We start from the raw sequence: 21478 nt of genomic DNA, 5'->3' as shown, positions 1-21478 counted from the left end.
AAATAGCTGATAATCAAAATTACGAGTTTTGCAGTAAGGGTCGAAACTTTCTGCGAAACTTAAAAACTAAAGCACCGCCACGAATAATCATCCACACAGTGAAGGCTATCCAAATACCATGAAACCCCCAATTCAGTGCTTTTCCTAGAAATAATGTAGGTACAAAACCTAAGAAAGTCGCAAAAAGCAATGTGTTTCGCAGGTATTTCATTTCTCCAAGTCCTTTGAAAAGTCCATCTAAAACAAAAGCCAAGGTATTCATGGGCAGGCCAATAATCACTATAAAAAAGATAGAATAAAAGGTTTCTAATACAACACTTTCATTTGAGAATAAACGCCCAATTGGGTAGTAAAGTAAGAATCCTAATCCAACTAGAACGAGACTAATTATAAGTCCGTATAAAACAATTTTTTTAGCTAATGCCCATAATGAATTGTAATCTTTTGCACCTAATAATCGTCCTCCAATAATATTTCCGGCTGCGCCGTATCCATCTATAAAAAATGCAGAGAATAACCAGATATTTATGGCTATGGTATGCGCGCCTATGTATTTGTCGCCAAGTGCTGTAGCTTCACGAACGGCTAAAATTAATGCTGTATTTAAGGCTATTGCGCGTACAAATAAATTTAGGCTCATCACTATTAATCTGTTAAGTTCAGGGTGAATAGGTAGTTTGAGTCGCAAGCTGATATTTGTTTTAGTAACCAAAAGAATAAAAGCCATTATAGCCATGATACCTTGAGCAATAAGACTTGCCCAAGCTGCACCTTCTAGATACATGGGTTGTAAAATGCCATCAATGCCATAGACAAAAACTAAATCTAAAATTACATTTAAAACAGCCCCTACAATCGCGATCATCATGGGCCAATACGTGTTCTGTAAACCTCGAAAAATTCCCATAACTGCGAAAACGAAAAGTGTTAAAGGAAAGCCCCAAACCCTAATAGAATAGTATGAAACACAATATTTTAAAATTTTTCCGGAAGCATTTAGCAATTGAAAAATTTCTTCTACCACGAAAATTGTTGAGAATAAAATTAATATGCTCAAACCAATATTTAAGAATATAGCTTGCGCGGGTAGTGTTTTCACTTCTTCAATTTTACCAGCACCTAAATATTGTGAAATTATGGCTGAAATTGCACTACGGGTTTGACCTAGAATCCATATCAACATAGATAAAAAAGAACCTACAATACCAGCAGCAGCTAACGATTCTAATCCGTCTACAGGAATGTTGCCAACAATAGCGGTGTCTGTAATTGATAGAAGTGGTTCGGCAATTCCGGCAATGGTAGCCGGTATTGCTAACTTATTTATACTTTTAAAATTGATTTTTGGGTTTTGTGCTTCCATGCTTCTAAAACAAGTTCATAACAATTTAAAGGTTGAAACGAAAAAGGGTAGTGGCCGTTTCATTGGTGAATTCCTTTAGTAATCTTATGAGCTGCACAAGCTTTTGTTATATGTAAAATATCAGGTATTTCTGATATCTTTGCATGTCGAATCATTCGTGAAGTTCAATTTAATTGTAAATTTAGAATATTAATCAATAACCATTCTCATGAAAAACATTCTCGTTCCTATAGGTACATCTAACACGGGTGAAACTTTACAGTATGCTGTAGATTTTGCTGCTGAATTCTCTGCACAAGTTTTTGTGATGGATGTTTTTAGTGTTTCGGCAAAAGCAGGTAGTTTGGTAAATATAACCGAGAAAGTTGCTGAAAATAATAAGGAGCGCTTAAAAGAAATAATTGAAAAAGTTGATGCAAAAAATATAACCATAAAAATAGCTACATATAATGGGGATATTATCGATGGTCTCAAGGAAATTGATAAAGAATTGGGGATTGATTTAATTATTCTTTCACCTCGAAGTAACGATATACAGGAAGAAGTTTATTTAGGAAATACGACAGGTAGAATTATTAAAAAGACAAATATTCCAGCATTGATTGTTCCAAAAGGAACTATTTTTTCGCCCTATAAAGTTGCGTTGACTGCTTTTAAATCGGGAATATTAAAGAAAAAGCGCATTTTGGAGCCTTTAGTTACCATTCAAAATAAATTCAACTTTATTGTAAATTTATTATTGGTAAAAACACCAGGATACACTGAAGATGATTTGAAGATAAATACCGCGTTAATGGATTTATGTTCGAATCTTACCGTGACTGAAAATGCAACTACCTATTTAGGTGTATTAGAGCACTTTCAATCGCATAAGCCAGATTTGTTGGTAGTTTTTAGAAGGAAACGAGGTTTCTTTAAAAAATTATGGGAGAAAAGTACGATAATGAAAGCTGAATTTTTTGCCCCAATTCCGGTATTGGTATTACGTGTAAAGAAGGATTAGTCTTTGCAGAATTACTTCAATCAGTATTTTGATAGATTGCTAAAAAAGTGGTTCCTTTGTTTAAGTCAAATGGGGGATTAGCTCAGCTGGCTAGAGCGCTTGCCTGGCAGGCAAGAGGTCACCGGTTCGACTCCGGTATTCTCCACTTCTAAATAGAAGCCTTCACAGTAGTGAGGGCTTTTTTGATTTAATGTGTACAAGTATATTTCTTGAGGAAGTTGCTATAAATATTGATTACGGATTTTCGTAAACTATAGCGCTCAACTTTTGTTAGTTTTGTGATTTTCTAAAATCGGTTCTATGTTTAAAAATAGCTTATTAATAGTATTTTTTCTACTATCATTCAACATCTACACACAGCAGAATGATTTTAATCTGATTTCATGGAACATTCAAGATTTTGGTAAGACAAAAAGCAGTGAAGAATTAGATGAAATAGCAGACATTATAAGAGAAGCAGATATAGTGGCAATCCAAGAAGTCGTAGCTGGTTATGGTGGAGCACAAGCAGTAGCTAAACTAGCTGATATTCTTAATAGAAAAGGAGCACAATGGGATTATGTGATAAGTGACCCCACCAATAGTTCAAAATATGTTACTGAACGATATGCTATTATATGGAAAACCAAATACTTAAAAATAAAAAATAGAGGTAGGCTTATTAAGGAATTGGATACACTTATTGATAGAGAACCTTTTTTATTAGAGTTTTATATGAAGGATAAAAAATTAACCGTCATCAATTTTCACTCAAGGCCGCATAATAAAAATCCAGAAGCTGAAATTGAGGCCTTAACAAATTATATCATAAACACTTCTTCAAAAACTTTGATTTTAGCAGGGGACTTTAATGTAAATGAAACAAAACCTGTATTTGATTACATTAAAACTTATGGGTTTACTGCTGCTGTGATGAATCAAAAAACAACACTAAAAAGGGCCTGTGATGGATTTGAGTACCGTAATCATCCTATTGATAATGTTTTTTATTCAACTGATATTACAAAAACGGATAGTGGGGTTTTAGATTTTGTTAGGGCTTGCGATAACCTTGAAAAGGCCAGGAAACTTTCGGATCATTTGCCTGTTTTTTTGAAGTTTAGTTTAAAATAGTTAACCACATTTACATCCCTCACCGACAACCCATCTGCAACATGGATCAGCTTGGCAGGGAGACTTATTCTTGTTAGAACAGCCGCAATTAGAGGTGGAAGCACAATTTTTTACGCTATTACCCGGTTCTTCACATGCCAAACCATCATTGTCTGCATCCAAATCGTTTCTACACTCAGGATCGGCATCATAAGCAGCCTGAGCAGCACTTTGGGATGTATAATTGGCACAATTAGTATCTCTGCAATTTACTGAGTTAATTCCCTCTGTTTTTTCATTTTCAACGCTTGTGCAAGAGATTCCTAGCAAGACCGAGAAAAAAGTAAACAAAATAATTAAGCAGCCACTATTTTTAGCTTTAGAGAACGTTTTTCGATAAGTCAAACTAGGAATTCCTGTTCGAATAGAATAATCTTTGGAACTTAAACTTCCTTTTTTATTTCTATAACTAGGAGTAATGCCAGATTTGCTTATGTTTAACCCAATTCCTTTGCCTACTTTAATTCTTTTGTTGAATCTATATGACATGGTCAATCTTTTAAAATAAATTCCCTTATTATTTTATCCATATCAGAAGGCAAGTCTGCATTTCTCAATTCGTAGTGACCGACTTCCATCTTATCAAACCAATTTTCCCAATACGCTTTTATTATATCATCTTCATAAACATTTCCTTTAGCTGGGTTTATTCCTAGAACTAAAACTTCTAAATCATTTAATTCAGTTGTTGCAGGAATGAAACCATAGTTTTTGTCATTGAATTTCTGCTCCCAATCGGCCTGGTTTAATTGATTTTTCTTTATTGATTGAGGTGTCAAATATGTTGATAGGTTTTCCTGATCTCTGATATTATCGATATGAAACAGATACCCATCTGTTAAAATTATTAGGATGTTTCTTGACTTTTCTTCGATGCAGAAATCTTTAACTTTATTCTTAAAAAAACTCCAGACATCAGATCCTACATACTTATTATCTTCCAATGTTTGCTCATAGATTTCCTTAGGTTTATTTGAATAAACCGATTTTACATTATCAAATAGTTCCGTTGTAGCATTACCTCTATTAATATGAAATTTTAAATCTTCAGAAATTCTATTTATTCTTTGATTTTTTGGTTCGGGATTAAAGAATAGCGCAATTTTATCATCAATAATTCTTTTTTTCTTTAAACTCAAATGGTTTATAAAAGCGTTAGAAATTGATTCTATATAACCAACATCTCTTAAGTAAAATTCCATCGTCTCATTGTGATATTTTACGGTGTCAACTCTATCTGATAAATCCAATAAAAGACTGACATTAAGGTTTACGGGTTCTTTTTTTACCTCAACGGGCTTTCCTTCAACCGTGGCTTTTTCCTCTTTAGGATTGCCCCCACATGATAGTAGAATAAGAATCAATAGGTGAACTAAAAGTCTGTACTGCCTCATTATTTTAATTTGTAGTGAATATTAAATTTTGAAAGTCCATCTCGGTTAAATTTAGATTTTCTAAATGTTCCTTTTCAATTCCTTCACATTGATTGCGGATAGCCTCTAACTGTTTTAATGGAAATGACAGCTCTGAATTAATAGCTTGATACCAACCTTCTTTATATTGATAGTGATAATGCAGGTATTCTTTAACGGGAAAAATAAAGCCATCTATTTTTGTTTGTAATTCTGAAATTTTACCCTGAAACTCAATTGAAGCTTGTTTTATGGAATCGATTTTCGACTTAAGCTCTTCAAGACTTGCATCTAGATTTTTTATTTCATCTTTTCTAACTCTTATAAATGCTCGTATTTTATCAACATTTTCGTGTTCTTTCATGATAAAATCAAACACCAAACCCCAAATAACATATACCACAAAACCTGCGAATATTATACCCCAAAAATTAACACTTTGGACTGCATCATATGGTGTGAACTCCTGACCTACGAGAGCATTAAAAGTGAAGATTTTCTTTTCTATTAAATAAGCTAAGATCACATCAAACAGAAACGTAAGAATAAATAATGTTACTAATTTCATTGTTGCCTGCCAGCCTTTGATCTTATGAAACATGTGAACCAAATAACCTAGCCCCATAAAAACAAATGGAATGGTACCTACAAATATTGCTTCGAGCATACCATCAGAAAGAGCTTTACTAAAGGCATTTGCATCGAAAATTGCTGCGGTTAAACTAGCGGTTTCAAAATCTTTAAAAAAACTGGAATAAGATGCTGAAATGTAGAATACAAATAGGTATATTGTGATTGGAAGCAATAAGAGTAGTCCAATATAAAATTGTGCTTTAGGTCGCTTATCAGCGTCTATACCATATTTTTCTGGATTTAGTCTTACGTTAATCATGTCTGACTTTTTCTCCTCTACTAAATGCGATGTATTTTTTATCTGATCCTCAATAATACTTATTGCGGTATCTCTTTTCTTCAGTTCTGTTTTATTCTTCTCTTGTTCTTCTATATAGGGTTGTTTTAATCTTTGCTGTTCACTCAGCTGTTTCCTACATTGGTCTTCAAAACTGTTATACAAATTTCTTAAACCTACTCCAAAAGTTACTGGTTCGCCTGAGGCTTTTATAGAAGCTCCATAGCCACTTTGATAATATGTCACCCTAATCTGATCTCTGAGTTCTTCATCAAAACCCTCCTTAATTTCTACTTTAGGTATAGGTTTTTTAAGCGTAAAAAGGTTCTTAATATTTTCCATTTGATTACGTATTCAGGTTTTTCAAAATCTCTTCTTTACTTGTGTTGATTTTAGCATTTTCCAACAGAAAATCGGTCAATGGAACAATGTTATCCTCTAGGAAATCGAACTTTTTACAATACTTTTTTAGAGTGTTATACTCGTCCTCAGTCACTTTACCATCGGCCCATATCATTACTGCTAAATCATATAAATACTCAACACGTGTTTCTTGCGAATCTGGAACTGATGAATAATTCGAAGGACTCAATAACAATTCATTCAATTGTTCTTTTGAAACCCCTCTTTCCTCTGCAAATTCGTAAAGCATTCGCATTTCTAGAATGTCAAAATCCTCGTCAGACAATGCTATCTGATATAGTCTTAGAAAATGACTTTTTAGTTCTATTGAAATTTTTGGTTTTTCCATAATAGGATGATTTATATAGTTCTATCGCGCTCGTATGTTTTTGTTTCTTTTTTCGTTGGGGTCAAGACCTTTACTTTTTTAGGTCTATTGATGATAATTTCTATTAGGAATAGTGTACCCACTATAATATCAATAGGCATCCATAAAAGTTTTTTATATAGGTAAATAGGAAATATAGGATTGAACAGAATCAAAACAATCGCAAATAATACTACCCAATAGGGGTTGGTGACATTTTGGATTATCACCAAAAGCGCACCAATTGAAACAACCGTACGCAACAGCCAATAATATTCCCGCGGCGCATGAAACAAGGCAATAAGCAATAGTAATGCACAACAAACAGAAATAATACGAGATATATTATGAGTCGTTTTTTTATCTAACATTTCATTCGTTCTTTAGAATTCTTTCATTGATTTCATTTGTATCAAAAACTTCGTTCCGGGCAGATATTAAAAGTTTTCCTGCCTCACCGTTGATGATATAATATCCAGACCTGCAATGCTTGAATCGGAAGTATAGTGCTTTTACGCCTCCTATTATTCCATTTTCTTTAGTGATATCGAAGACATATTGAGAGCAGCTCTTCTTAAAAAGACACTTTTTCCTTTTGTTTTCAGGAATTAGAAACCAATACATTTTGATACAGAATAAAAATAGAATCTTCATTTCTTTGTAAATACGACCATACCAACATGAACTACAAAATCTGGTTGTGAGCCAATTCCGAAACAACCTGCTTTACCTGGGGTAAGCTTGTCACTATATTGATGATTAGCGTATTGCCAACCATGGACTGCATTCTGCTGGATAATAGCTTGTAATGACTCTGGTGGTGTCTTTGATCTTGGAAATGGGATAACTTTATATTCCATGTTTGTTGTTTTTAGATACATTTCAAACCTATAACCAATAGAAGACAATCCCTTACAGATATCCGTAAAGCAAAAAAGAACGGTTCTTAAACCGTTCTTTTCAAAAGTTTATAGTGTAAATAATGGTTAGTCTACCCAGTATACATAAATATGCTAGACATGGCATTACAAGTATTTCGGGTTATTTACGAGGTATGGCATTCTTTAGAGCAATGAATACATCCGTTAGACTTCGCATAAGTTTTCTTAGCTTCCCTAACTGCTGATTCACAACCATAATGGTATCCCAAATCTTTTTTGCTTGTTACAAGGGTGAGCCAATAGCAGCCATCCTTGTGGACTTCATAGTCACCATTTGTCTGTGCTGAATTATTTACGAAATACTTTGGCATTTTATGAAGTTTTGTATTAATATAGTACCAAAGCTAAGCTCTCTAAAACACAATGCCTTACAGATATCTATAAGGCATTGAAATTTCTTTAATAAAGAATTGAGATGCGAGCTAGATTTTACCTTGCTTAATGAGCTTGGCAATAAGGTGGTGCGTGTTTTTAGCCCCAAATTCGTCAAATAGTTTACTTACCTTTTTATCTATTGTACTTTCACTATTAGGAGAGATGTTTTGTCTTTTGAGTTTTTCAGAAATCTCTTTTTTGGTATAACCTTCTGAAAGGTCTTTTAAAATCATGAGATCATATTTATCCATTTCAAAAACGCTGCTTGCGGAATTTAAATTTAATTGAGGTGAGACAAATGTTCTGTTATGATAGACTTCTTGAATTGCATTAATTAACTCATTTAAGCTATTTCGACCTTTACAGACATAACCGTTAATTTTCTGTTCTGTAAACAGCGAATTTATTTCTACCGTATTGTCTATCATAGAATTTACAATCACTTTTATATTCTGATCAATATTTTTAACAATATTTATTAATTCTTTTCCTGAGGTAAGTCTACGGGTTACATGACTTTCTTTAAAAGTTAAATCGGTTATCAGTAATTCATATGGCTCACCATTTTCATAGGCTAACTTAAATCTATTATAGGCCTTATCGCAGTACAACTCTTCTTGTATAAATTCAATTTGCAGCCTATTTTCCAATGCTTCTACAATACCTTTGTTGGTATCTTGAAAATCTTCGGCGATTAGTATTTTTTTGAACATCTTCGGTATTATTTAATTTGGGATTTCAATTTGGGCTTCAAAGCCACGTCCCTTCTCCGAATCAAAAATAATGGTTCCACCTATGGCTTTAATACGCTTTTCTGTATTCCATAGGCCATTTTTAATATTTAGACTATCTTTTGTAGCTCCTGCCCCATTATCTAAATAGGAGAGTTTAAGTGTGTCTTTTGATTGTTTAAAAGTCACAGAAACTAAACTAGCACCACTGTGCTTTTGCATATTGATCATTAGTTCTTGAAGCGCTTTAAATAGTGTTTTCTTTGATAAGATTGATATTTTCAACCAATCTACTTCACTGCTACCGGTAACCATCAGTTTTGTGTTATTACAATAATTACCCATCATGCCAAAAAGAAATTCCTTAAAATTTGGTCCTGTATCTACATCATTTATTTCCCGAGAAAAATTCCGACTTTGGTTGTAAAGCCCATCAACCACATTTAGAATTTCCGAGTTATCCGCTCCGTTTTGCAATAATAGCATGGTGTGATTTAGTTTTCCGCCAAAATCATCATGTAGTTTTCTTGATAGTTCAGCTTCTGTTTCAAAAGTTGCCTCTAATTTTGCGGTTTTATTTTGTTGTCGCAAGCGTTTTGAACGTTGTGCAAAAAAGTAGATTGCAAAACCTGATAATGCCAAAAGCAATCCGCCAATAGCATAAGATTGTATTTTTTGATTTCGTTGTTGGGCTACTTCTAGTTTGTGCTCTGCATTGTCTTTTTCTAATCGTAAAATGGATTCCTGTTTTAATTTGTCATCGTACTTGTATTTGGCGAATTGTGTCTTCACTCGTAACTCTTGATTATAGAGACTATCTTGTAAAAACACATAACGATTACGGATGATTAAATTATTAGGTTCTAGGTTCATCAATAACTTTAAAACATCTTTTTCTGCCCTAGGTATTTTTAAATTTTTTGATAACTGAACAACTGAATCAAAATAAGCAATGGCTCTTTTTGTATTCGTGCTACTATGAAATTCACCTAAATGCGTATAGCTGGCAATTTTACCCCTTTGATCTTTAATTTGAGCTCTTATTTTTAACGGATGCTGAAATTGTTTCTCCTTAATATTGCTCCCTGAAAGCCATTGCGCATAAGCTAGATTATCAAGTACTCTTGCATATTGTTTTTGGTTATTATTTAGAATAGAGTCTTTAGAAATTGTTTTTAATAGAGAAATAGCATCTTTATATTCTTTGTTGTCTAAATAGGTTGCTGCTAAATTATTTTGGTAAATGACTTTGTCATTTACTGAATTGCTATATTCAATTGCTTTAGTATAATATTTAACTGCTTCTTCAAAATTCAATAATTTTCTATTATTAGTGGCGAGCACATTATAACAATGTGTAATATATTTCAAATCTTTTGCAGGGCTTAAAAACTGTAAAGCCTCTGTTATGGTTTCTTTGCTCCCAAAAAAATCATTTTGATCTTTTTGAATGGTTCCTATGTTTAAAAGATTTCTACCAATATTGCTGCTATCATTTAATTGTTGATAATAGAATTTTGAATCTGTATAATTTTCTATGGCTTTATCATATGAATTTAAAACTTCAGCATAATAATATCCCATTAAATAAAATTGCGCTGCTAAGATTTTTTCATCTTTAATTTCAGATGCAAGATTTGATAGTTGATGATTATAAAATAGAAGACTGTCATATTCCCTTAAACCCAAATGGATTAAATTTTTTTGAAATAAAATTTTAGTAAGTACCGTATCATTTTCAATACCACTATGTAGGGCTAAGGCCTGATTAATTTTTTGCCTTCTGAGGTCTAAAGAAACCTTTTCGTTTTTAGATATTTTATAAAGAAAGGTGATACTATCTGCTTTAATAGTATCCTTGGATGGATGAGTCAAATTCCCTTTACCACAGGATATCAAAAAAAATATAGGTATTAAATAGAAATAGTTTTTCAAGAAATCTTCACTTGGGTTACAATAAAAAGAGCTATGCTAAAAGCATAGCTCAAATTAGTGAATTAATTTACATTAAATACCCCCACCTGGTGGTGGTGGAGGTGGATTGCCATCATCGCCTTCCGTAGCATGGATATTGTAAAGATCATTTGTATCTGCAACAGAATCTTTTGTGCAAGAAAAAAACAAAGAGTTAATCATTATTACCATTAGGGCTATAACTATGCGTTTCATACTATTTGATTTAAAAATTAGACATAGGAATGGCTGTCTGGGATTTTCCCAAATTCATTTGAACCAACCTAATACACGTTTGGAGTACTCCGTTTTTTGGAAAGTGGAAATCAAATGCGGCAGCCTTCAGCTACTTTCCGTTTGGCCAAATTTTGACCGCATTATAGATTTCCGTAAGAATGATTTTCTAGAAAGGCTATGTTAGCAATGCATAGCAAGAATCATTCTTGAGAACAAAGTAAAATGAATGAGTGAAGATGATTGTAGACAGAAAGCAGACTTGTTTTAGACATTTATTAGACTCCTTTAAATATCTAGGTTAACAGGGCATTAAGTCTAAATTTTGTCTATTTAAAATTTGTATTTTTAAAGTAATGGATGATAATAGAATAAAGCAGATTGTTCAAAGTGCGTTTGAAAAAGCAAAGAATAAATCTGCATCACATAGAAAATATGCATTAGCTAGACAAATAAGTTCTGACATCAACCTAAGCTCAAAAACTATTGAACGTGCATATGATAAATATGTTAATAACAAAGAGTATATCAATCCACTTCAAGCTGAAAGTATTGATGAATTTTGTCGTTACTTAGAGTATGAGAATTATGCCGAGTATGTTAATTTAAACCTTGAAAGTGAATTAACCAACCCGGAGGAGACACAACAAATACCTCAAGAAGTTAGTAATGGGTATAAGAAATGGATAGTCTTAATGGTTGTTGGAGTTGTGTTTTTATTTGGTCTATTATTCACCATTAGAGGTCTAAAAACAGGCAGTGATTCAGAATATAATTGCATGACTTGGGCAGACTCATTATACGTTATATCCTCATGTGACGAAGGTCCATATACTAAGTATGGAACTAAAGTTGAAACCTTGGATAGAATGAAACTAAAAAATTTCAAAAAAGTGAATGTTACCCAGGCTTATCCGTTTTTTTCGGAAGATGATAAACCCTTGATTTGGTATTCAAAAAACAAAGAAGGGATAGAATATTTTACTTCCCCTGGTCTACACCCAATAACAGGAGAAACATTACGCAAAATTACACCGCATATAATTCAAAACTACATTCCGTTACACGTTGATAAAAAAGAATCTTTTATACAATAATCAGTTTGAGCTTAGAAAAATCTTCAATCAATTTTCTTAGAAAAAGTTCATAAACATTAAATCTTATTGAAGATTACTAATTGGTAGAAGCCCAACTTTAAAATATCTAAATAATTACAGACGGTATTTTTCTATAGTATGCTGTATATTTAGTGTTCTCTGATTAGAAAACTCAAATAATCTAATTTATTACAAATGTTAGTACTTAAAAAAATAGTCTCTAAGATAAAAATATCACATCTAGTTTTAACTGTACTCGTAATTTCAGCATTGTGGTCTTGTAAAGATGGGGTACAAGTAAAAAAGGATGAGCAAACTGCTCAAATAAAAAAGCCCAACATCATTTATATTCTTGCTGATGACCTCGGTTATGGCGATTTAAGTATATATGGTCAAAAGAAATTTAGTACACCTAATATTGATAAGCTAGCTAAATCAGGAATGTTATTTACACAACATTATTCTGGCAGTACAGTATGTGCACCTTCTCGGTCGGCATTGTTGACGGGGATGCATACAGGCCATACTGTTGTTAGAGGTAATAAAGAAATACGACCCGAGGGGCAATATCCAATTCCTGATAGTACGTATACTTTAGCGGAGGCTTTTAAAAAAGTGGGTTATACTACTGGTGCTTTTGGTAAATGGGGTTTGGGTTTTCCTGGTTCGGAAGGGGATCCAATTAAGCAAGGTTTTGATACATTTTTTGGTTATAACTGTCAACGTATAGGGCATAATTATTACCCATATCATTTGTGGTCTAATAATGATTCTATTGTGCTTTCTGAGAATTCAAATAAAAAAGATGGAATCTATGCCCCGGAATTGATTCATAAAGAAACATTGAAGTTTATAGAAACCAATAAAGACAAGCCGTTTTTCCTCTTTGTACCTTCTATAATTCCACATGCAGAATTGGTTGCTCCAGAAAAGTATATGGACAAATACAGAACTAAGTTTTCACCAGATAAAAGCTATAAAGGGGTAGATGATGGACCTGAATTTAACTTAGGACCTTATAGATCACAGAAAGAATCACATGCCGCTTTTGTAGCAATGATCGATTTGTTAGATGAGCAAGTTGGTGAAATTATGGATAAGGTTGCTGATTTAGGTTTGGCTGATAATACTATTATTGTTTTCACTTCGGATAATGGGCCACACCAAGAAGGCGGTGCAGACCCTGAATTTTTTAATAGTAACGGCCCTTTAAAAGGTGTGAAACGCGATTTATATGAAGGGGGCATTAGAGTACCGATGATTGTAAGCTGGCCTGGAAAAGTAAAACCAAACTCAAACACGGATCATCCGTCAGCCTTTTGGGATGTTTTTCCGACTTTTTCAGAAATAGTAGCACTAGAAACTCCTGATAATTTAGATGGTATTTCTTTTTTACCCACCTTATTGGGTAATGTGGAGAAGCAAAAAGCACACGATTACTTGTATTGGGAATTTCATGAGAAAGGTGGTAGACAAGCGATTAGAAAAGGCAATTGGAAAGCAGTAAAATATAATGTTTTTGATCCTGTTAATTCTAAAATTGAGTTGTATGACCTTTCAAAAGATATTGGTGAAACTAATGACGTGGCAAGTGAATACCCTGCAATTGTTGAAGATATGAAAGCCATACTTTTAACAGCAAGAACTCCTTCTGATGTTTTTACATTTGGGCAAAGTACGTATTTGGCAAAGTAATTTGCGTATGTATTCACGCTATAAATCACCCAATGTAGCACCCGTTAATTTAGCAACATTCTCGGTTATTTTTTCAATGGGCCAATCCCACCACTTTAGCGCTAATAGCGATTTAATTTCGGCATCAGAAAATCGTTTTCGAATTAATTTTCCAGGATTTCCGCCAACAATTGTATAGGGTTCTACGTTTTTAGTAACTGTTGTATTACTAGCAATAATGGCACCGTCTCCTATTTGTATTCCAGGCATTATGGTACTGTTGTATCCTAACCAAACATCATTTCCGATTACCGTATCTCCTTTTGTGGGATATGTTTTCCCATCCATAGCATGCTTCCAATCTTCACCAAAAATTGCGAAAGGATATGATGATATTGCATTGGTTAAATGATTTGCACCATTCATAATAAACGTAACATCCGAAGCAATCATACAGAATTTTCCAATCAGTAATTTATCACCAATAAAGTCGAAATGATATTTCACATTTTTTTCAAAGTTGGCAACATTTTCAAAATCATCGTAATACGTATAATCACCTACACTAATATTCGGATTCTTAATAATATTCTTTAAAAAACAAAGACGGTCATAGTTCTCTAAAGGAAAAGGTTTATTCTTATCTGGAATATTCATAGGGCATATTTATGTGAATTACTCTTCAAGTTAAATAAGACTGGTGATATTAACTTGTTTAGAATAGACGACCTAAAAATAATGTCTTTTAGACAAATGACAATTTTGAGTGGAGTTAATGTAATATTGTATTTTTAAGGCTAACGTGCCAATTATAGAACGATTAACTCAATTTCTTTCCCAGAAAATTTTATAGATTCAAACTTGTATGTCAAATTCTAAAAACCGAAGAATTACCGCTATAATGTTTACAGACATTATTGGTTACACAGCTTTGATGCAAAAAGATGAAACGACAGCTACAACGATGAGATCTCGTCATCGCTCTGTATTTCAAAAATACCATGATTTATATTTTGGTGAAATTATTCAATATTATGGAGATGGTACTTTAAGCGCATTTTCAAGTGCAGTAACAGCAGTGCAATGTGCCATTGCAATTCAACTAGATTTACAAAGTGAGCATCCGGTTCCCTTACGTATTGGTTTGCATTTGGGAGATATTGTTTTTGATGGAACTGAAGTTTACGGTGACGGCGTAAACATATCATCTCGAATTGAATCTCTAGGCATTGCGGGTTCCATTCTTTTATCCGGAAAGTTGAATGATGAGCTTAAAAATCAACAACAGTTTACGACGAAATCGCTTGGCTATTTTGAATTAAAAAACATTGCAGAACCCATTGAAGTTTTTGCCGTTGCGAATGATGGTATAAAAGTACCGATTTCTTCAGAGCTCAATAATGTTACAAAAAAGGACAGTAATAGTATTGCGGTGCTACCTTTTGTTAATATGAGTTCTGATGTTGAAAATGAATATTTTTCAGATGGAATGACCGAGGAAATTATAAATGCTCTTGCTAAAATTAAAGGACTTAAAGTTACTTCTAGAACATCTTCGTTCCATTTTAAAAATAAAAATATTCCCATAACCTCTATTGGTGAAGCACTAAATGTTTCTACCATTTTAGAAGGTAGTATTCGTTTGTCGGGTAATAAGATGCGTATTACTGCTCAGCTTATTGATGTGGCTGATGATTTCCATTTTTGGTCCGAAACCTTTGACCATTCTGTAGATGATATTTTTGCAGTACAAGATGAGGTCAGCATTTTGATAGCCGACAAATTGCGTGAACATGTTGGTCATTTTAATATGGACGATAAGTTAATAGATGCCCCAAATGTGTCTGTTGAGGTATATAAGAAGTATTTAAAGGGCCGTTATCATTTAATGAAATTGAGTTTGCCTGAAACTGAAAAGGCCATAGAAATTTTTGATGAGGTAATTAACGAAGCACCAGATTTTCCGTTGCCCTATTTAGATGTTAATCAAGGTTATGCATATTTGGGAACAATGGGGATGTTACCAGCTCAAGAGGCTTTTGTAAAAGCTAAACCGTACCTAGATAAAGCCCTTGAACTCGACCAAAACTTACCAAAATCACAACTTAATCTTGCTTGGATTTGCTGCTGGCAAAACTGGGATTTAGAGGGTGCTTACCGACATCTAAATAAGGCTTTAGATATTCGACCAAGTGATGAAATTTATCTAACGTTTTCAAATACTCTTACGCTAGAGGGTAAACTAAAAGCTGCTTTAAATTATGTTGATAAAGCGCTTGAGTTGGATCCTTTTTCAGCAATGAATACTCATTATAAGGGTTTTTTATTTTACTTAATGGAAAAATTTGACAAGGCAATTCCTTTATTTGAGAAAGCACTTACATTGAATCCTGATCTTGTTTTTCCTCCTTTTTATATAGGCAGTATAATGGTGTTAGAAGGTAAAGCCAAACAAGGTTTAACTTTTTTTCAGAACCTTCCTACTTTAGGAAAAGGTAATCTAACCAAACTAGGTGGGTCCACAATGGCATATATAGTTTTGGGTGACACCAATAGTGCAGAGAAAGGCCTTTCCGAATTAAGAGCAGCTTTACAAACCGATGCAATGGGAAACGCAATGTTTTTCCTTATTCTTTGCCATACGTTGCAAGGCAAACATGAAGATGCAATTGCATTAATTGAAAAAGGAATTGAATATAGATTACCTCGAGTGTTGTTGTTCTATACAGAACCTATTTTAAAACCTTTACATGCAAACGCGCATTTTCAAGCGTTAATGCAACAAGTTTTAGGAAACCGAACTGCTTTTAATAAGTTACAACCCAAATATAAAAATGCACTCCTCGACAAAAAGGAGTTGGATTATTATTGCACCAAGTTAAAGCAATTGATGTCTGAGAAAGAACTTCACTTAAATCCTGATTTAACACTTCGCAATATGGCTGAGCATTTAGAAATTCCGCCAAACCATTTGTCCCAATTACTCAATGAAGGTTTTAATATGAACTTTTCAAACTTTGTAAATTCTTATCGATTAAAAACTTTTAAATCTAAAGTAGCCGATTCTTCACAACGGCATTTAACTATTCTTGCGCTGGCTTATGATAGCGGTTTTAATTCAAAAACCGTTTTTAATACTTATTTTAAAAAGCAGATCGGTATCACTCCTAGAGCGTATTGGAAAAAAGCGATAACAAATTAGTTCTGATTTTCAAACCCGAACGATTGGCTTTTAACCTGAACCTACTTTTGTCTTACTTAAAAACGTAAAGATGAAAGCGAGTATAACAACAAAATATGGTTCACCTGATGTATTACAAATAGGAAATATTGAAAAGCCTGTTCCAAAAGATAATGAAGTTCTTGTAAAAATTCATGCAGCAACAATTACTACCGCTGAAACTATGATGCGAACAGGTTACCCACTTATCGGTAGGCTTTATATGGGTATTACAAAACCAAAGAACAAAGTTTCAGGTACTGGTTTTTCGGGTGTGATTGAGTCGAATGGTAATCAGGTAAAATTATTTAAAATAGGAGATGAGGTTTTTGGGGAATCATTAGTTCATTTTGGCACACATGCAGAATATGTATGTATTCAAGAAAATGGAATTATTTCTTTAAAACCCGATAATGTAACACACGAAGAGGCTGCAGTAGTTGGTGATGGTCATATAACATCATATAATTTTCTTAAAAAAGTAGCCAATATAAAACCGGACCTACATATTTTGATTAACGGTGCTTCTGGTAGTTTGGGTACTTCCGCCGTGCAATTAGCTACTTATTTTGGTGCCGAAGTAACCGCGGTATGCAGCACTCGAAATTTAGATTTGGTACGGTCGTTGGGCGCAGATTTTGTAATTGATTATACGCAGCAAGATTTTACTGAGAACGGTAAAACCTACGATATTATTTATGATACAGTAGGTAAAAGTTCGTTTTCAAAATGTAAAAAATCATTAACTAAAAAGGGGGTATATATTTCACCTATTCTCAATTTTGGGGATCTTTTACAGATGCTATGGACTTCAATTTTTGGAAATAAAAAAGTTTTGTTTTCTGCTACCGGAATGCTTCCTGTTTCAATAATACGCACGTTTGTTGAAGAAATAAAAGTACTGATGGAAACGGGTCATTTGAAATCGGTAATTGATAAAAGATATTCACTAGAGCAAATTCCGGAAGCTCATCGATATATTGAAAAAGGTCATAAAAGAGGCAATGTGGTATTGTGTATTTTAGGCTCTTGTTTATCCAAAATTTAGGCACCTTTCGTATCTTTGAATAACTAATTCCCATATCAACATCTGCGTTTATGGAAGACATGCTTTTTTACGACAGACTACAGTTTGCCTTCACCATAACATTCCATTATTTGTTTCCTCAGTTGACTATGGGACTCTCACTTTTGATTGTCTTTTTTAAGTGGAAATTTTTACGCACTCAAGAAATAAAATTCAATGACGCTGCTAAATTTTGGATGCGCATTTTTGCTCTGAATTTTTCAATGGGTGTTGTAACAGGTATTCCAATGGAATTTCAATTTGGCACTAATTGGGCTAAGTTTTCAGAATTAACAGGTGGAATTATTGGGCAGACTTTAGCGATGGAAGGTATGTTCTCTTTTTTCTTAGAATCATCCTTTTTGGGTCTTTTTCTATTCGGTGAAAAATTGATGGGGCAAAAGCTCCATTTTCTCACTGGATTTTTAGTCTTTCTGGGATCTTGGGCAAGTGGGCTATTTATAATTGCTACACATGCCTGGATGCAACATCCCGTAGGATTTGAAATTTTGGAAAATGGAAAATTTGTGCTTACCAATTTTTCAGCATTATTTTCTAATCCGTGGCTCTGGCCCTCATATATACACAATCAATTGGCTTCATTAATTACAGCATCATTTGTTGTTGCTGCCGTTGGGGCATTTTATATATTGAACAAAAAACATGGCGAATCTGGCAAACTGTTCGTAAAAACAGGTGTTATATTTGGATTGGTGGCGTCGGTTTTAGTTGCTTTTCCTACGGGGGATTGGGCTGCGAAAAATGTGGTAAAACATCAACCCATAACCTTTGCGGCTATGGAGGGAATTTTCGAAACCGAAGATGGCGGCTCTGAAATTGTTCTGATTGGCCAGCCTGATATGGAAAACAAAAAATTAGATAATAAAATTGCTGTTCCTAATATTTTAAGCTTTTTGACCTACCAAAAATGGGATGCTCAAATAAAAGGGTTGAATGAGTTTGATGAAAAAGATTATCCTACAAATATTCCCGGATTATATTATGCGTATCATATAATGGTAGGGTTGGGAACAATTTTTATGGCTTTACTAGCTATTGCCGCCATACAACTTTGGAGGAAAAAATTGTATCAAACAAAATGGGTTTTGTGGGCTTTACTGTTTATGGTGCCATTTCCTTATATCGCAAACACAGCTGGCTGGTATACAGCAGAACTTGGACGGCAACCATGGTTGGTTTATGACTTATTGCGTACCGCAGATGGTGCTTCACCAACAGTATCAGCTGGAAATACATTGTTTACACTGTTAGGCTTTGTAGGCTTGTATTTGCTTTTAGGCCTACTGTTTTTAATGCTGGTTGCCAAAATTGTTAAAAAAGGACCAGAGACCGTAAAACATTAAATATGGAACTATTTTGGTATATCGTTTTAATGGGAATGTTGGCCATGTATGTTGTTTTAGATGGTTATGATTTTGGAGCGGGAATTATTCATTTGTTTTGTGCTAAAACAGAAAAAGATAAAAAGGCAATTACCAGTGCAATTGGTCCATTTTGGGATGCAAATGAAGTGTGGTTAATCGCTTCTGGTGGTGTACTATTTTTTGCGTTTCCTACGCTTTATGCCTCTTCGTTTAGTGGATTTTATTTGCCTTTAATGATGATTCTTTGGTTGTTAATTTTTAGGGCAATTGGTTTGGAACTAAGGGGACAAGTACATAATAAATTATGGGAGACCATTTGGGATAAGGCTTTTGGAATAGCTAGTTTGTTGTTGGCTTTATTCTTTGGTGTTGCGCTTGGCAATGTGGTGCGTGGGGTAAATTTAGGCATGGTTGAAAATGGAATTTCTGCCTATGAAGGTCATTATTTTTTTCTACCGCTATGGAATTCTACTTTTAGCCCCACAGCAGAACATTTAGGAGTTATCGATTGGTTTACTGTATTGTTAGGTCTTGTGGGTGTTGTTGCGCTAAGTATTCACGGTGCAAATTGGATTATCTTCAAGACGAATTCAGATATGAATCTGCGATTAAAAAGAATAGTTTTCCGATTGAATTTTGTTCAACTACTATTGGTTATAATTTCTTTGATGGTTTGGCATGTTATTGAACCAAAACCATTTCATAATTTTATTGAAACTTGGTGGTTATGGATATTTCCGATTACTACATTTATAGGCTTATTCGGATTGTTCTATGTGAAAAAATTTAAAAAAGATGGAAGCGGATTTATGTTTTCCACACTTTTCTTGTTAGGTGGCTTTGCAACAACGGTTGCCTCAATTTTTCCGAATGTACTTCCGTCAACCAATAGCTTAAATCCATCATTAACTATTTATAATGTAGCTGCTGATGCCTATGGACTTTCAATTGGTGTAAACTGGTTTGTTATAGCTTTAATTTTAGTTATTATTTATATGATTGTGCAGTACCGAATTTTTAAAGGTAAAATGGATGAGGTTGGGTATGGCGAGCATTAAAAAAACGAACTCAATAAATTAAATGTGATACTTAAATACAAATAGATTTTCCTTCAAACTCTTTAATTATACTTGCCTTCATTTATATTTTGCTAACATCATTGAATAGATTGTTTGTCAATAAAATCGATAATAAGTTCTCTATAAATACTGGTATCGGCATATGAGAGGTTTTTCCATAATTCGCCATGTGTTAAATTATAAGCATATACTACTTGTACTTCTCTAAAATTGGTTTCTCTAATCTTATCCTCAAAAAGGTTTGTGTAATTGTATAAATTATTGTCGCACATTAGTAGCATCGGAAACGAAAGGTTTTCTAGATAATTAACCGGAGATGCTTGGGTATAGTTAGTTACATCGTTTCCAAAAACCGCCTTTACATGATGCTCTGCTAATTCTGGACTGTTGCCATTTAAAAATACCTTGTAATAATTATTGATGTCATATGTACCAGAAATTGGTACAACCCCTTTAAAAATAGTAGTATTTAATCCATATTTTGAAAGATAGGAGCTATCTAAACTAATTAATGCTGCTAAGTGCGCGCCAGATGAATAACCTCCAATAAAAATTTTCTTTTTGTTATAGCCGTAAAGTTTAGCATTATCATGAAGCCATTTAACTGAAGCAGCAATATCTTCAATGTGTTTTGGGTGTGTTATTCCTGTTTTTAAGGTGGAATCTCGCCATATTGCTGGACTAAGTCTATGGCCAATACTTGCAACGGCCATTCCTCTTTTTGCAAGTAACTTAGCGAAGTCCATTTCCTGATTTTTATCCCCATAAGACCATGCGCCTCCACCAATCCAAATAAAAAGTGGGTAATTATCAACTCCTTGCGGAATTATTAAATTAAGTTTTTGCAAACTGTCGTTTGCGATTTCTGATTGTTCTAAATAAGATAAATTTGGAAATTCTAAAAGCTCATATGTTTTTGTAGTTTGACCAATAGAAACATATGAAAACATTATAAAGATTATTACCCAGATTTCTTTACGAATATATTTCATGATAATTTATTTGCTTCTCCAAGTTTTCCAAGGAAATTTGGAAGTTTACTGATGATTAATTTCCATCAAATACAATTTGTTTTATAAAATTCCAACTCTATAATGATTACGATAAGAGACTA

General features: G+C 33.6%; 22 protein-coding genes and 1 tRNA gene. 9 read left to right on the top strand and 14 right to left on the bottom strand.

Features of this window, described 5'->3' with window-relative positions; translation table 11 throughout:
* Positions 1-19: 19 nt before the first annotated feature.
* Entirely contained in the window at positions 20-1363 is a 1344-nt protein-coding gene (locus JQC67_RS02730; protein ID WP_203251327.1) for an MATE family efflux transporter, read from the bottom strand.
* A gap of 208 nt (positions 1364-1571) precedes the next feature.
* Here JQC67_RS02730 and JQC67_RS02725 point away from each other — a divergent pair, with 208 nt between their 5' ends.
* The 3 genes from JQC67_RS02725 (at position 1572) to JQC67_RS02715 (ending at position 3479) form a co-directional block, all read left to right on the top strand.
* Positions 1572-2366: a universal stress protein gene (locus JQC67_RS02725; RefSeq protein WP_203251326.1), complete on the top strand. Its 795-nt coding sequence runs from the start codon at positions 1572-1574 to the stop codon at positions 2364-2366.
* 71 nt (positions 2367-2437) lie between these two features.
* A tRNA-Ala gene (locus JQC67_RS02720) sits at positions 2438-2511 on the top strand.
* A gap of 155 nt (positions 2512-2666) precedes the next feature.
* Positions 2667-3479 carry an endonuclease/exonuclease/phosphatase family protein gene (locus tag JQC67_RS02715; protein WP_203251325.1) on the top strand — a complete coding sequence of 271 codons (813 nt, stop codon included), beginning with the start codon at positions 2667-2669 and terminating at the stop codon, positions 3477-3479.
* Here the strand turns inward: JQC67_RS02715 and JQC67_RS02710 are convergent, their stop codons facing one another.
* From JQC67_RS02710 to JQC67_RS02660, 11 genes are all read right to left on the bottom strand, one after another.
* Positions 3480-4007 (bottom strand): DUF4236 domain-containing protein, encoded by a 528-nt coding sequence (locus tag JQC67_RS02710; RefSeq protein ID WP_203251324.1) that lies wholly within the window; start codon positions 4005-4007, stop codon positions 3480-3482.
* Between the two features lie 2 nt (positions 4008-4009).
* Entirely contained in the window at positions 4010-4912 is a 903-nt protein-coding gene (locus JQC67_RS02705; protein WP_203251323.1) for a hypothetical protein, read from the bottom strand.
* Between the two features lie 4 nt (positions 4913-4916).
* The gene (locus JQC67_RS02700) at positions 4917-6182 is read right to left on the bottom strand and encodes an ABC transporter permease (RefSeq protein ID WP_203251322.1); all 1266 of its coding nucleotides are present in this window, start codon (positions 6180-6182) and stop codon (positions 4917-4919) included.
* A gap of 4 nt (positions 6183-6186) precedes the next feature.
* On the bottom strand, positions 6187-6591 hold the full coding sequence (locus JQC67_RS02695; protein WP_203251321.1) for a hypothetical protein: 405 nt from the start codon (positions 6589-6591) through the stop codon (positions 6187-6189).
* Positions 6592-6602: 11 nt separating this feature from the next.
* Positions 6603-6980: a DUF6804 family protein gene (locus tag JQC67_RS02690; protein WP_203251320.1), complete on the bottom strand. Its 378-nt coding sequence runs from the start codon at positions 6978-6980 to the stop codon at positions 6603-6605.
* Between the two features lies 1 nt (position 6981).
* Complete coding sequence (yidD, locus tag JQC67_RS19220; RefSeq protein ID WP_203251319.1) at positions 6982-7263, bottom strand: membrane protein insertion efficiency factor YidD; 282 nt, start codon at positions 7261-7263, stop codon at positions 6982-6984.
* Positions 7260-7469 (bottom strand): hypothetical protein, encoded by a 210-nt coding sequence (locus JQC67_RS02680; protein WP_203251318.1) that lies wholly within the window; start codon positions 7467-7469, stop codon positions 7260-7262. The genes yidD and JQC67_RS02680 overlap by 4 nt, the downstream gene beginning before the upstream one ends.
* Positions 7470-7654: 185 nt before the next feature.
* Entirely contained in the window at positions 7655-7861 is a 207-nt protein-coding gene (locus JQC67_RS02675; RefSeq protein ID WP_203251317.1) for a hypothetical protein, read from the bottom strand.
* Between the two features lie 111 nt (positions 7862-7972).
* Positions 7973-8638 (bottom strand): response regulator transcription factor, encoded by a 666-nt coding sequence (locus tag JQC67_RS02670; RefSeq protein WP_203251316.1) that lies wholly within the window; start codon positions 8636-8638, stop codon positions 7973-7975.
* A gap of 12 nt (positions 8639-8650) precedes the next feature.
* Entirely contained in the window at positions 8651-10591 is a 1941-nt protein-coding gene (locus JQC67_RS02665; RefSeq protein WP_203251315.1) for a tetratricopeptide repeat-containing sensor histidine kinase, read from the bottom strand.
* Between the two features lie 72 nt (positions 10592-10663).
* Complete coding sequence (locus JQC67_RS02660) at positions 10664-10825, bottom strand: hypothetical protein (RefSeq protein ID WP_203251314.1); 162 nt, start codon at positions 10823-10825, stop codon at positions 10664-10666.
* A 374-nt stretch (positions 10826-11199) separates the two neighbouring features.
* Here JQC67_RS02660 and JQC67_RS02655 point away from each other — a divergent pair, with 374 nt between their 5' ends.
* Positions 11200-11940, top strand: a complete 741-nt coding sequence (locus JQC67_RS02655) for a hypothetical protein (protein ID WP_203251313.1) — start codon at positions 11200-11202, stop codon at positions 11938-11940.
* Between the two features lie 195 nt (positions 11941-12135).
* Entirely contained in the window at positions 12136-13635 is a 1500-nt protein-coding gene (locus tag JQC67_RS02650) for an arylsulfatase (RefSeq protein ID WP_203251312.1), read from the top strand.
* 18 nt (positions 13636-13653) lie between these two features.
* On the opposite strand, the gene JQC67_RS02645 is transcribed toward JQC67_RS02650, so the two are convergent.
* Positions 13654-14271, bottom strand: coding sequence for a CatB-related O-acetyltransferase (locus JQC67_RS02645; protein WP_203251311.1), 618 nt, complete (start codon positions 14269-14271; stop codon positions 13654-13656).
* Between the two features lie 208 nt (positions 14272-14479).
* Here JQC67_RS02645 and JQC67_RS02640 point away from each other — a divergent pair, with 208 nt between their 5' ends.
* From JQC67_RS02640 to cydB, 4 genes are all read left to right on the top strand, one after another.
* Complete coding sequence (locus JQC67_RS02640) at positions 14480-16816, top strand: helix-turn-helix domain-containing protein (protein ID WP_203251310.1); 2337 nt, start codon at positions 14480-14482, stop codon at positions 16814-16816.
* Positions 16817-16886: 70 nt separating this feature from the next.
* Positions 16887-17882 carry an NAD(P)-dependent alcohol dehydrogenase gene (locus tag JQC67_RS02635; protein WP_203251309.1) on the top strand — a complete coding sequence of 332 codons (996 nt, stop codon included), beginning with the start codon at positions 16887-16889 and terminating at the stop codon, positions 17880-17882.
* Between the two features lie 50 nt (positions 17883-17932).
* Positions 17933-19264, top strand: a complete 1332-nt coding sequence (locus JQC67_RS02630; RefSeq protein ID WP_203251308.1) for a cytochrome ubiquinol oxidase subunit I — start codon at positions 17933-17935, stop codon at positions 19262-19264.
* Positions 19265-19266: 2 nt separating this feature from the next.
* Entirely contained in the window at positions 19267-20343 is a 1077-nt protein-coding gene (gene cydB, locus JQC67_RS02625) for a cytochrome d ubiquinol oxidase subunit II (protein ID WP_203251307.1), read from the top strand.
* A gap of 98 nt (positions 20344-20441) precedes the next feature.
* On the opposite strand, the gene JQC67_RS02620 is transcribed toward cydB, so the two are convergent.
* Complete coding sequence (locus JQC67_RS02620; protein ID WP_203251306.1) at positions 20442-21356, bottom strand: alpha/beta hydrolase; 915 nt, start codon at positions 21354-21356, stop codon at positions 20442-20444.
* Positions 21357-21478: the final 122 nt, after the last annotated feature.

Source organism: Aurantibacter crassamenti (genome assembly GCF_016811105.1).
Taxonomy (GTDB): domain Bacteria; phylum Bacteroidota; class Bacteroidia; order Flavobacteriales; family Flavobacteriaceae; genus Aurantibacter_A; species Aurantibacter_A crassamenti.
The sequence above is the reverse complement of the archived record's forward strand: the minus strand, read 5'-3'. Positions and strand labels throughout refer to the sequence as shown.

Bases quoted from the DNA above. Each gene is read 5' to 3' on its own strand.
- JQC67_RS02730 (WP_203251327.1), bottom strand. From the start codon at position 1,363: ATGGAAGCACAAAACCCAAAAATCAATTTTAAAAGTATAAATAAGTTA.
- JQC67_RS02725 (WP_203251326.1), top strand. From the start codon at position 1,572: ATGAAAAACATTCTCGTTCCTATAGGTACATCTAACACGGGTGAAACT.
- JQC67_RS02715 (WP_203251325.1), top strand. From the start codon at position 2,667: ATGTTTAAAAATAGCTTATTAATAGTATTTTTTCTACTATCATTCAAC.
- JQC67_RS02710 (WP_203251324.1), bottom strand. From the start codon at position 4,007: ATGTCATATAGATTCAACAAAAGAATTAAAGTAGGCAAAGGAATTGGG.
- JQC67_RS02705 (WP_203251323.1), bottom strand. From the start codon at position 4,912: ATGAGGCAGTACAGACTTTTAGTTCACCTATTGATTCTTATTCTACTA.
- JQC67_RS02700 (WP_203251322.1), bottom strand. From the start codon at position 6,182: ATGGAAAATATTAAGAACCTTTTTACGCTTAAAAAACCTATACCTAAA.
- JQC67_RS02695 (WP_203251321.1), bottom strand. From the start codon at position 6,591: ATGGAAAAACCAAAAATTTCAATAGAACTAAAAAGTCATTTTCTAAGA.
- JQC67_RS02690 (WP_203251320.1), bottom strand. From the start codon at position 6,980: ATGTTAGATAAAAAAACGACTCATAATATATCTCGTATTATTTCTGTT.
- yidD (WP_203251319.1), bottom strand. From the start codon at position 7,263: ATGAAGATTCTATTTTTATTCTGTATCAAAATGTATTGGTTTCTAATT.
- JQC67_RS02680 (WP_203251318.1), bottom strand. From the start codon at position 7,469: ATGGAATATAAAGTTATCCCATTTCCAAGATCAAAGACACCACCAGAG.
- JQC67_RS02675 (WP_203251317.1), bottom strand. From the start codon at position 7,861: ATGCCAAAGTATTTCGTAAATAATTCAGCACAGACAAATGGTGACTAT.
- JQC67_RS02670 (WP_203251316.1), bottom strand. From the start codon at position 8,638: ATGTTCAAAAAAATACTAATCGCCGAAGATTTTCAAGATACCAACAAA.
- JQC67_RS02660 (WP_203251314.1), bottom strand. From the start codon at position 10,825: ATGAAACGCATAGTTATAGCCCTAATGGTAATAATGATTAACTCTTTG.
- JQC67_RS02655 (WP_203251313.1), top strand. From the start codon at position 11,200: ATGGATGATAATAGAATAAAGCAGATTGTTCAAAGTGCGTTTGAAAAA.
- JQC67_RS02650 (WP_203251312.1), top strand. From the start codon at position 12,136: ATGTTAGTACTTAAAAAAATAGTCTCTAAGATAAAAATATCACATCTA.
- JQC67_RS02645 (WP_203251311.1), bottom strand. From the start codon at position 14,271: ATGAATATTCCAGATAAGAATAAACCTTTTCCTTTAGAGAACTATGAC.
- JQC67_RS02640 (WP_203251310.1), top strand. From the start codon at position 14,480: ATGTCAAATTCTAAAAACCGAAGAATTACCGCTATAATGTTTACAGAC.
- JQC67_RS02635 (WP_203251309.1), top strand. From the start codon at position 16,887: ATGAAAGCGAGTATAACAACAAAATATGGTTCACCTGATGTATTACAA.
- JQC67_RS02630 (WP_203251308.1), top strand. From the start codon at position 17,933: ATGGAAGACATGCTTTTTTACGACAGACTACAGTTTGCCTTCACCATA.
- cydB (WP_203251307.1), top strand. From the start codon at position 19,267: ATGGAACTATTTTGGTATATCGTTTTAATGGGAATGTTGGCCATGTAT.
- JQC67_RS02620 (WP_203251306.1), bottom strand. From the start codon at position 21,356: ATGAAATATATTCGTAAAGAAATCTGGGTAATAATCTTTATAATGTTT.